The 9663-nt window shown below is 70.5% G+C and carries 9 protein-coding genes and 3 pseudogenes; 8 read left to right on the forward strand and 4 right to left on the reverse strand.

Annotation, left to right across the window (positions count from 1 at the left end; all coding sequences use genetic code 11):
- Positions 1-70: 70 nt before the first annotated feature.
- From ACZ6BG_RS32920 to ACZ6BG_RS32930, 3 genes are all read left to right on the forward strand, one after another.
- Positions 71-688 carry a carbonic anhydrase gene (locus ACZ6BG_RS32920; protein ID WP_469008130.1) on the forward strand — a complete coding sequence of 206 codons (618 nt, stop codon included), beginning with the start codon at positions 71-73 and terminating at the stop codon, positions 686-688.
- Between the two features lie 111 nt (positions 689-799).
- Positions 800-1267 carry a cyanase gene (gene cynS / locus ACZ6BG_RS32925; protein ID WP_469008135.1) on the forward strand — a complete coding sequence of 156 codons (468 nt, stop codon included), beginning with the start codon at positions 800-802 and terminating at the stop codon, positions 1265-1267.
- Positions 1268-1472: 205 nt separating this feature from the next.
- Complete coding sequence (locus ACZ6BG_RS32930) at positions 1473-2648, forward strand: barstar family protein (RefSeq protein WP_469008138.1); 1176 nt, start codon at positions 1473-1475, stop codon at positions 2646-2648.
- Positions 2649-2768: 120 nt separating this feature from the next.
- Here the strand turns inward: ACZ6BG_RS32930 and ACZ6BG_RS32935 are convergent.
- Positions 2769-2951: pseudogene (locus ACZ6BG_RS32935) on the reverse strand (CorA family divalent cation transporter); the annotation flags it as partial.
- Positions 2952-3340: 389 nt separating this feature from the next.
- Between ACZ6BG_RS32935 and ACZ6BG_RS32940 the strand changes: the two are divergent.
- The 5 genes and pseudogenes from ACZ6BG_RS32940 to ACZ6BG_RS32960 all read left to right on the forward strand — a co-directional run bounded on the left by ACZ6BG_RS32940 (position 3341) and on the right by ACZ6BG_RS32960 (position 7031).
- Positions 3341-4217 (forward strand): annotated as a pseudogene (locus ACZ6BG_RS32940) (DUF5655 domain-containing protein).
- 176 nt (positions 4218-4393) lie between these two features.
- Positions 4394-5098 carry a restriction endonuclease gene (locus tag ACZ6BG_RS32945; RefSeq protein ID WP_469008141.1) on the forward strand — a complete coding sequence of 235 codons (705 nt, stop codon included), beginning with the start codon at positions 4394-4396 and terminating at the stop codon, positions 5096-5098.
- Between the two features lie 159 nt (positions 5099-5257).
- A complete protein-coding gene (locus tag ACZ6BG_RS32950; protein WP_469008145.1) occupies positions 5258-5593 on the forward strand; it encodes an ArsR/SmtB family transcription factor in 336 nt (111 codons plus the stop codon).
- On the forward strand, positions 5593-6288 hold the full coding sequence (locus tag ACZ6BG_RS32955; RefSeq protein ID WP_469008148.1) for a cation efflux transmembrane domain-containing protein: 696 nt from the start codon (positions 5593-5595) through the stop codon (positions 6286-6288). The genes ACZ6BG_RS32950 and ACZ6BG_RS32955 overlap by 1 nt, the downstream gene beginning before the upstream one ends.
- A 65-nt stretch (positions 6289-6353) precedes the next feature.
- A complete protein-coding gene (locus ACZ6BG_RS32960; protein ID WP_469008152.1) occupies positions 6354-7031 on the forward strand; it encodes a class I SAM-dependent methyltransferase in 678 nt (225 codons plus the stop codon).
- A gap of 72 nt (positions 7032-7103) precedes the next feature.
- Here ACZ6BG_RS32960 and ACZ6BG_RS32965 read toward each other — a convergent pair whose 3' ends face one another.
- The 3 genes and pseudogenes from ACZ6BG_RS32965 to ACZ6BG_RS32975 form a co-directional block, all read right to left on the reverse strand.
- Positions 7104-8042, reverse strand: a complete 939-nt coding sequence (locus tag ACZ6BG_RS32965) for an arsenic resistance protein (RefSeq protein WP_469008192.1) — start codon at positions 8040-8042, stop codon at positions 7104-7106.
- A gap of 113 nt (positions 8043-8155) precedes the next feature.
- On the reverse strand, positions 8156-8944 hold the full coding sequence (locus ACZ6BG_RS32970; protein ID WP_469008155.1) for a MerR family transcriptional regulator: 789 nt from the start codon (positions 8942-8944) through the stop codon (positions 8156-8158).
- A 177-nt stretch (positions 8945-9121) separates the two neighbouring features.
- Positions 9122-9663: pseudogene (locus ACZ6BG_RS32975) on the reverse strand (flavoprotein); the annotation flags it as partial.

The raw sequence follows: 9663 nt of genomic DNA on the forward strand, positions 1-9663 counted from the left end.
ATAGGTGCAGGTCGTGCACAGTGAAGGACGTCGGCCCCACCGGCAACCCGATCGAAGGGAGTGCGAGGCCATGCGCCATCTCGCCCAGGGAATCGACCGCTTCCAGCGGGAGGTCTTCCCCACCAAGGCCGGGCTCTTCGCCCACCTGGCCACCACCCACCGGCCCGGCACGCTGTTCATCAGCTGCTCCGACGCCCGCGTCGTCCCCGAGCTGATCACCCGGACCGACCCCGGTGAACTGTTCGTCATCCGCACCGCGGGCAACCTCGTCCCCGCCCACGCCCCCCACGCCCCCCACGCCCCCGGCGCCGACGGCGTCGCCGCGAGCGTCGAGTACGCGGTCGCCGTCCTCGGCGTGCGGGACATCGTCGTCTGCGGGCACTCCGCCTGCGGCGCCATGACGGCCATCGCCGAAGGCCACGACCTCGGCGGCGTCCCGGCCGTCGCCGGGTGGCTGCGCCACGCGGATGCCGCCCGGGCCCGCACCGCGGCCGCCGGCGACGGACCCGAACTCGCCACGCTGGTCCGGGAGAACGTCGCCGCCCAGCTGGCGAACCTGGCCACCCACCCCTCGGTGGCCCGCGCCCTGGCCGAGGGGAGTGTGCGGCTGCACGGCTGGGTCTTCGACATCGCCACCGGCGCGGTCGAGGAACTCACCGCCGACGGGCGCCCGGCGCTGGCGGCCTGACCCGCCCCTTCGCTCCCACTCCCGGCCCGGCCTGACCGGCCCTCCGGGACCCCATTCTTCCCACCCCCCACCGAGAGGGGGATGGGTCCGTACGAAAGGAACCCTCTCAAGATGCACGCCCAGTTCGACACCAACGCCCGTCAGCAGCTCGCGATCGCCGCGGTCGAGGCCAAGACCCGCCGCGACCTGTCCTGGCAGCAGATCGCCGACGCCGCGGGCCTGTCCGTCGCGTTCGTCACCGCCGCCGTCCTCGGCCAGCACGCCCTGCCCGAGCCCGCCGCCAAGGCCGTCGCCGAGCTGCTCGGCCTGGACGACGACGCCGTGCTGCTGCTGCGGACCATCCCCACCCGGGGGTCCATCCCCGGCGGCATCCCGACCGACCCGACGATCTACCGCTTCTACGAGATGCTCCAGGTCTACGGCACCACCCTCAAGGCCCTGGTCCACGAGCAGTTCGGCGACGGCATCATCTCCGCGATCAACTTCAAGCTGGACGTGCGGAAGGTCGCGGACCCCGAGGGCGGCGAGCGCGCGGTCATCACGCTGGACGGCAAGTACCTCCCGACCAAGCCCTTCTAGGACATCCGGGCGGTACGCGCGGTCCTGGCCCCGCGCGTACCGCCCGTGCGACAAGGCCGCCGTGGTGCCGTACGCGTGAACGGCTGACGCGGTCGGCGGGCGACCGGGGACCTCCTCCTCGACGTCGACTGACGCGCTGCGGCGAAGGGGCGAGATCGACGCCGTATCGTGGGCGGCAAAAGGTGTTCAGGTGTTCGGGGGTTGAGTGCGGGTCGAAGATCATGCGGCCTGGGAGCGGGGCTTCCCGGTGAAGTATCTGCTGGTCCACCAGGGCGAGGAGGACCAGGACGAGTTCTGGGGGCGGTGCGCGGGCGTCGAGGGCATGTTCGTGGACGAGGTGCCACCGCCGCGCGAGGTTCTGACGCTGCGGGGGTGTGCTCCCGAGGGGCTGTTGCGCGACGCGCTGACGCCGGGAGGGGAGTCGACCGCCTTGCTGGGTGACGTGTGCGTCGAGGTGTGGGACGAAGAGCGGCCGTGGCAGTGGTGGTCGTTGCTCGACTGCGTCGTCCTCACGCATCAGCCGAACCGTGACGATCCGGCCCTGGTGGATGTCGTGGTCGGAGCGGGCGTCGATGAGGAGCACGCCTGGTCGCACTCCCTGCCGACGTCACCGCGGTTCCAGCTGTTCGCGGGGGCTGCGAGAACGCTCGCCTCGGCCGGTCATTGCCTGGCCGTGGACGGGCTGTTCGTGACGCGCGACGCGCCGGAGCCCACACCCATGACCCTCGTCGGCTGCGAGCCCGCCGAACCCCTGCTCGCCGTCCTGCGCCGACCGCGCGAGCGGGACCGGGACTGGGTGGGGCTGTGGGCCCTGGACCGCACCGGCCGGGTGATGTACCGCCACGACGTGTACCTCGGCATCGAGTCCGCTCGGCCGTCGGTCCTCGGCGGCACCCTCCTCGACATCGAGCTCACCGACGGCGGCGAGGACAGGCCGCCCCCGCGAGCCCGCCCGATCTGGGAGACCTGGTACCAGGGCGCCCCGACCACCCGCAACCAATGGGCCCCGCTCTCCACCCAGGGCAGATCCGCGTGGCTGGACCTGACCGCCACCGGCATGAGCGAGCAGGGCCCGGACCGCACGGGCGGCGTCCACCACCTCGACGGTACGCACGTCACGGACGCACCCGGCCTGCACTGCGCCCTGGCCGAGGCCCTCGCGGGCCCCGGCGGCTACTACGGCCGGGAGTGGAACGCCTTCAAGGACTGCCTCCACGGCGGCTTCGGCGCGACCGCGCCCTTCACCCTGATCTGGCACGACGCCGACATCGCCCGCCAGGCCCTCGCGGACCACATCTGGGACACCGAGAAGGGGCTCACCTACTTCGAGGAGGTCGTCCAACTCCTCGCGTCCCGCGGCGTCACGGTCGTGCTCCGGTGACGCGGGCGCGACGCCCGACATCGCCCAGGCCCCGGCCCAGTGCTTCCACCAGTTCCCGGTTCAGCGCTTCCACCCGCAAGGCGACCGGATCCTCGGGCAGGGGGGAAAGGATTGCCGGGGCTACAGCCAGTCCCGCCGCTTGAAGATGAAGTACAGGCTCACGCAGACCACCGCCATCAGCAGGATCGCGAAGGGGTAGCCGAAGGCCCAGTTCAGCTCCGGCATGGCGTCGAAGTTCATGCCGTAGATCGTGCCGACGAGGGTGGGGACGAAGAGGATGGCGGCGCAGGAGGAGATCTTCTTGAAGACGTCGTCCGCAGGGCGCTGACCTGCGGAAATTATCTGGCGACTCGCTTTGACCTGCGGTGATGAGTGTTTCCAGCTCTTTCGCTGTGCTGCCCATTTGCGCGGTCGATTCTCCCCATGCGCTCCCCAACGGGCTTCGTTCTCCCCAGATTCTCCCCAGGAGGGGGCGGCGGGCAGGAGAGAGAGCCGATCTTAGAGTCCTCCCGGACATGACCGCGCCGTCACGCACTGTGCCGGTGAGGCCGCCGAGCTACGCGGGGGGAGAGAGAAACGGTGATCGGGTCCGGTCGCCCGCGGTCTCGAAGTTCCTTGACGCCAGCAGCCGCTGGCGGAAACAATCCGGCCTCTTCTGGTGGTTGTGGCTGGTGAGGGGCGAGGAGGGGACGGTGTCGGGGCTGAAGTTGTTCGACGTTGGGGCGCGGGGCGCGGTGGAGATCACTGCGCATGTGGCGGTACGTGAGCGCGCGCTGCAGGACCATGTTGAGGCGAACATGCAGGCGCTTCTGGGGGGTGCGCTTCCTGGCGAGTGAGTACAGCACCGGACCGTTGCATGGGGGCCGGATCGACTCGCTCGGTATCGACGAGAACGGATCGCCGGTCATCGTCGAATACAAGCGTGGCAGGGATGCCGGCGTGATTAGCCAGGGCCTGTTCTATCTTTCCTGGCTGACCGACCACAGGGCCGAGTTCCAGCATCTGGTCTGTGAGCGCCTTGGGCCGTCCGCTGCGGCCCAGGTGTTGTGGAGCGCTCCGAGGCTGATCTGCATTGCGGAGGACTTCACCCGCTACGACGTCCATGCCGTGCGGGAGATCCGCCGCACGATCGACTTGGTCCGCTACCGGTACTTCGGCGACAACCTGCTCGCCCTGGATTCCATTGCCTCGGTCACGACACCGGAAATGGGGCCTCGGACGGTGCGTCAGAGGCAGGCGACCATCGGTGGCGATGCCATTTCCGAGTTGAGGATGGCCGTCGACGAGGTCCTGATGTCTCTGGGCGACGATGTGACGCCGGTCGAGCGGAAGCAGTACCGCGCCTACCGCCGACTGAGGAACTTCGCGTGTGTCGGCAGCACGCAGCAGCGCGAGGTCGTGTTGTACCTAGCGGCCAAGCCGATCGAGGTCGACCTCATCCCCGGCTTCACCCGCGACGTGACCAAGATCGGACACCACGGCACGGGATCGCTGGAAGTACGGCTCCGCTCTGAGGAGGACCTGGAGCGCGCAGGGGACCTGTTCCAGCTCAGCTACGCGGCTGGATAGCCCGGGCGAGCACGGCGGCGACGATCTCCGTAATCCCGTGCTGCTCCCCGCTTGCTTGGCGTTCGTCCTCCGCCGACATCGCTCGATGCCTCTATCAGGCCATGGCCGACGGGTGCTCTTCCCGGTCGCTAGGCCACCGCCCACACTGCCCATGGGAAATGGCAGAGGGGGCGTGCATGGCCGCTCGACGTGGACGGCGCTCTGCGGCGCGAAGGCGGCGCGAGGCGCGGCAGAAGGCAGCCCTCGCGGCCGGTGGCCTGTTGGTGATTCTGCTCCTGGTGTTCTGGTCAAAGGTCTGGCCGTATGCGCTCGGGGTCGTCGTGCTTGCCGGCTTCGGGGCATTGGCGTGGCGGATGTGGCGTACGGACAGGGAACTTCGAAGCCGAGACCGTACCTGGCGCGAGGCGGAGAAGGTTGCGGCCGGCCGCCGCACGCTTGCTGAAGCGGATGCGATGACCGGCACTGAGTTCGAGGAGCTGGTCGCCGACTTGTGCCGCAGGGACGGCTGCTCCGATGTCCGACGGGTGGGCGGGGCCGGCGACAACGGAGCGGACGTGGTCGGGAATCTGCCGGATGGCCGTTCAATGGTGGTGCAGTGCAAGCGGTATGCCCCGAACAGTGCCATTGCCAGCCGTGAACTGCGTGACCTGTTGGGCGCGAAGGTGCACTTCAAGGCCGACGTGGCCATCTTCGTGACAACAACCCGGTTCAGCCGTCCGTCGGAGGCGTTCGCGGTGGAGCACGGGATTTTGGCCGTGCACCGCGACCACCTCGGCCTGTGGAACAACGGCACTTCCCTGGTAGCGCTGATGAGTGTCAATGGCGCCGGTCAGGGGGACGTGCAGCACCGGGTCCGCTGGAAGAAGGCATATGGGAAGTGAGTAGAGGTACGCCGTGCCTGTGTTGCGGCGGTACCAAGCCGGCGCGTAGTCGGGTCAAGGGCGGCCTGGGGAGCAGGTCGGCTCCCAGATGCTCCCCGGCGTCCGATGATGTCTCAGTTCAGGATTTCCTGAATTCACGGACGCATGTACGGTCATCGCATGCTGACCCTTGCCACGGAGGTCGAGGTGCTGGCCCGCTTCGGCCGTGCGCTCGCCGACCCGATCCGCTGCCGGTTGCTGCTCGCCCTGCGTGAGGCACCGGCCCATCCGTCCGATCTGGCTGACCTGTTGGGGATCTCCCGGACCCGGTTGTCGAACCATCTCGCCTGCCTCCGTGACTGCGGCCTGGTCGTCGCCGTGCCGGTGGGGCGGCGTACCCGCTATGAACTGGCCGATCCCCGGCTGGGACGTGCCCTCGACGACCTGCGCGGCGCCGTGCTCGCCGTCGAGGCCGACCGCACCTGCCCGGACGCGGCCGAGAAGGGCTGCTGCTGATGGCGGCCGGGATATCCCTCGGCCCTTCTCCGGCCCGGAGGGACGTGCTGGCCCGCCGCATACGCCTGTTGGTCGCGGCGACCATCACCTACAACGTCATCGAGGCAGTGGTCGCGATCACCGCGGGCACTCTCGCCTCCTCCGCCGCGTTGGTCGGCTTCGGTCTCGACTCGGTCGTCGAGGTGTCCTCGGCGGTGGCGGTGGCCTGGCAGTTCTCCGCCCGCGACCATGCGGTGCGCGAGGCGCGGGAGAAGAGGACGCTGCGGATCATCGCGGTCTCCTTCTTCGCGCTCGCCGCCTATGTGTCCGTGGACGCCGTACGGGCTCTGGCCGGCACCGGCGAGGCGGACCGCTCAATCACCGGCATCGTGCTCGCCGCCCTGTCGCTCGCGATCATGCCGTTCCTGTCCGCGGCCCAGCGCGGGGCGGGGCGCGAACTGGGCTCGGCCTCCGCGGTCGCCGACTCCAAGCAGACCCTGCTGTGCACCTACCTGTCGGCCGTCCTCCTGGTCGGCCTGCTCGCCAACGCCACGCTCGGCTGGTCCTGGGCCGACCCGATCGCGGCCCTGGTCATTGCCGTGGTCGCGGTCAAGGAGGGCCGCGACGCCTGGCAGGGCAAGGGCTGCTGCGCCGCCCCCGCCACAGATGCGGGCACCGATGCCCACGGCTGCGAGGCGGACTGCACCTGCTGCTGACCAGCGCACCTGTCGGCCTCGGGCTTTAGGCTGGACAGCGCTCCCGGCGTTGGGAGGCGTGGACCATGGGAGTACGGATGCGGCAGCACGACCGGGAGCTGGCGGCAGCCCAGCAGGCGCACTGGCAGCAGACCTATGCCGCCCATCCGGGCATGTATGGCGAGCAGCCCTCCGCACCCGCCGTCCACGCGGCCGGGGTCTTCCACGCCGCAGGCGCGAAGGAGGTGCTGGAGTTGGGGGCCGGACACGGCCGCGACGCCCTGCACTTCGCCCGCGAGGGCTTCACCGTCCACGCCACCGACTTCAGCCCCACGGGGCTTGAGCAGCTCCACGCCCGCGCCGAACAGCTCGGCCTGGGGACTTCGGTGAGTACGACGGTCCATGATGTACGAGAGCCGCTGCCGTTGCCGGATGCCTCGGCGGACGCGGTCTTCGCGCACATGCTGCTGTGCATGGCCCTGTCGACCGAGGAGATTCAGGCGCTGGTCGGCGAGGTCCGCCGCGTGCTGCGGCCGGGCGGCACCTTCGTCTACACGGTCCGCCACACCGGCGACGCGCACTACGGCACCGGCATCGCCCACGGCGACGACATCCACGAACACGGCGGCTTCGCCGTGCACTTCTTCCCCCGCGCCCTGGTCGACGCACTCGCCGAGGGCTGGCAGCTGGACGAGGTCCACGCCTTCGAGGAGGGCGAGCTGCCCCGCCGCCTGTGGCGGGTCACCCAGTCCCTGCCCCGCTGAGCACGGCGCCCGCGCCGGATCCCCGCCCGCGCGGTCTATGCCCCTGTGGCTCACCGCAGCATCGGTCCGCATTCAGCGGGCAGGCAGCAGCCGCGGCACTGCGCGGACGTAGATGACCATGCCGACCACTTCCACCAGCGTCTGGGTGACCACGACCACAGCGGCGACGGCGAGCCGGTCCGGCAGGGCCAGGGCAAGCGGGAGGACCACGAGGGAGTTGCGGGTCGCGCCCGTGAACACGATCGCCCGGCCGTCGGGAACGTCCAGGCGGAAGAGGCGGGCGATGGCGAGCCCGGCGAACACCATCACCAGTAGGAAGGCGACGTAGAAGGGGACGACGCGGACCACGTCGGTGAGGTTGTCGTTCAGCTTGGGCACTTGGGAGGCGACCACGGTCAGCAGGGTCGCGGCCATCAGCGGCACCATCGTCGTGCCCATCGCGTCGGCCGCCTTCTGCCCGGTGGTGCGGCGGGCGGCCCATGCCTGGGTGAGCCAGGCCAGCGCCAGCGGGATGACGATCAGCACGACGAACGCCTCGATGAACGGTCCGGGCTCGACGATGTCGGCCAGGTCCGAGCCCAGGAACAGGAGAAGCAGCGGCAGCAGCACCATCTGCGCGATCAGCAGCAGCGGGGTGGCCGCAAGGAGGCGCTGGCTGCTGCCGCCGGCGAGCCCGCTGAAGACGATTACGTAGTCGACGCACGGTGCGAGGAGCACCAGCAGTACGCCCATGCGCACGGCCTGGTCGTCGGGCAGGAAGGCGAACATTGCCGCGACGACGAGCGGCACGGCCACGAAGTTCACCACCAGGGCGGCCGCCAGGAACCGGCCCGCCCGCAGGGAGTGGACCAGCTCGGCGGCGGGCACCTGAAGGAACGTCACATAGAGCAGGGCCGCGAGCACCGGGTTGATGGCGTGCTCCAGGCCAGGACCCGCGCCGGGGGCGGCCCAGCCCACCAGGGCACCGGCTGCCATCGCCCCCACGTAGACGGCGACTTGGTGGCGCTCCATGGCCGCGACCAGGCCGCGCGCTTGCTCGGACACTGCTTCTCCTTGTTGTGCTTGCCGTTCTTGGGGCAGCCCTGCCTGGCTCGGCGACCGCTGTGGGGAGTCAGCTCCGCCGTTCAGCCGTCCGGGCCGAGCAGCTCGGTGAGCAGGTCGGCCGCGTCGGCGGGGGCCCGCACCTCCAGGTGCAGGTCGGGGCCGTCGAGGTGGAGGCGGAAGTCGAAGAAGGGGCAGCAGCGCTGCTCGGCGGCCGCCAGTGCCGCGACGGTGGCGGTCCGGTCGGCGGGCAGGGTCAGCCGAAGCCCGTCCGGAATCGCGGTGTGTACGGCGCCATCCACTGCCGCGCGCCACTGGGAGGTGCGCCGGGTCAGCTCGTCATCGGTCAGTGTGCAGGCCACCGGGGCCGTGCGCCATCGCTCGGTCTGCTGCCCGGTGGCGTCGTCGGCGCTGCGGCTCGGGGCGAGCGCCACCTCCACCGGTCGGGACGCGGCGTGGGTCGGGTCAGCCAGCAGGAAGTGGCACCGGGGGTCGCATCGGCTGGTGCGGTCCGGCAGCGCGTCCAGGTGGGCGAGCGCGGTGTGCAGCGAGGCGGTGAACGCCCGCAGCTCGGCGATCCGCCGCTCGGCCTCCTCGGCGCGGGCGGCGAGGCGCGGGCGCAGGCTGGCCCTCACGTCCCGGCAGGACCCTGTCTGCCACACCGACAGGAGCTCGCCGATCTCCTCCAGCGGCAGCCCGAGGTGCTTGGCGGCACCGATGAACGCGAGACGTTCGACCGCGTCCTCGCCGTACACCCGGTAGCCCGCCGGAGTGCGGTCGGCGGGCAGCAGCCCGGCGCTCTCGTAGAAGCGCAGGGTGGTGGCCGGGACGCCGCAGCGCTCGGCGAGCTGGGAGATCCGCATCGTGCTCACATCAGCGACGGTAAACCTTCGAGCCGGATCGAAGGTCAAGCGCGGGCGGCAGCCGGCGCCTGCTGCAGCCCGCTGCCGACGAACCGTAGGTGCGAACACATCGCACCTGGTCAGCAGCCGTATGACGGTTGTAGCTGCAAGCGAATTCGCGTGCCACTGCAGCGGTTGGCGGCGAGGTCAGCAGCCACCGGACGAGGACGGGGCGCCCGTGCCGATCTGCAGCGTGGCCGGGGCGGCGCAGCAGCCTCCGGACTCCTCGTCGGCCGCAGGCTCGTCGAACAGTCCTGCGCCGCCGCAGACGCCGGTTTCCGGCAGGGTCAGTTCGACGCGTTCGGCGGCGTCCTGGTCGCCGGCGAGGGCTGCGGTGATGGAGCGGACCTGCTCGTATCCGGTCATGGCGAGGAAGGTGGGGGCGCGGCCGTAGGACTTCGTGCCGACCAGGTAGACGTCCTTCTCGGGGTGGGAGAGCTCGCCCACGCCGTGCGGGTAGACGGTGCCGCAGGAGTGGACGTTGGGGTCGATGAGCGGCGCCAGCTCGGTGGGGGCCTGGAGGCGCTCGTCGAGGCCGAGGCGGAGTTCGTCGAGGAAGGTCAGGTCGGGGCGAAAGCCGGTCAGGGCGATGATCTCGTCGACCGCGTCGATGCGGCGGCCGTCCTCAGCCGCCAGCACCAGCTGGCCGGTGGCGGTCTTCTCGATGGTGGTGGTGCGGAAGCCGGTGA

This window comes from Streptomyces sp. NPDC041205, assembly GCF_055591765.1.

Bases quoted from the DNA above. Each gene is read 5' to 3' on its own strand.
- ACZ6BG_RS32920 (WP_469008130.1), top strand. From the start codon at position 71: ATGCGCCATCTCGCCCAGGGAATCGACCGCTTCCAGCGGGAGGTCTTC.
- cynS (WP_469008135.1), top strand. From the start codon at position 800: ATGCACGCCCAGTTCGACACCAACGCCCGTCAGCAGCTCGCGATCGCC.
- ACZ6BG_RS32945 (WP_469008141.1), top strand. From the start codon at position 4,394: ATGGCCGCTCGACGTGGACGGCGCTCTGCGGCGCGAAGGCGGCGCGAG.
- ACZ6BG_RS32950 (WP_469008145.1), top strand. From the start codon at position 5,258: ATGCTGACCCTTGCCACGGAGGTCGAGGTGCTGGCCCGCTTCGGCCGT.
- ACZ6BG_RS32955 (WP_469008148.1), top strand. From the start codon at position 5,593: ATGGCGGCCGGGATATCCCTCGGCCCTTCTCCGGCCCGGAGGGACGTG.
- ACZ6BG_RS32960 (WP_469008152.1), top strand. From the start codon at position 6,354: ATGGGAGTACGGATGCGGCAGCACGACCGGGAGCTGGCGGCAGCCCAG.
- ACZ6BG_RS32965 (WP_469008192.1), bottom strand. From the start codon at position 8,042: ATGGAGCGCCACCAAGTCGCCGTCTACGTGGGGGCGATGGCAGCCGGT.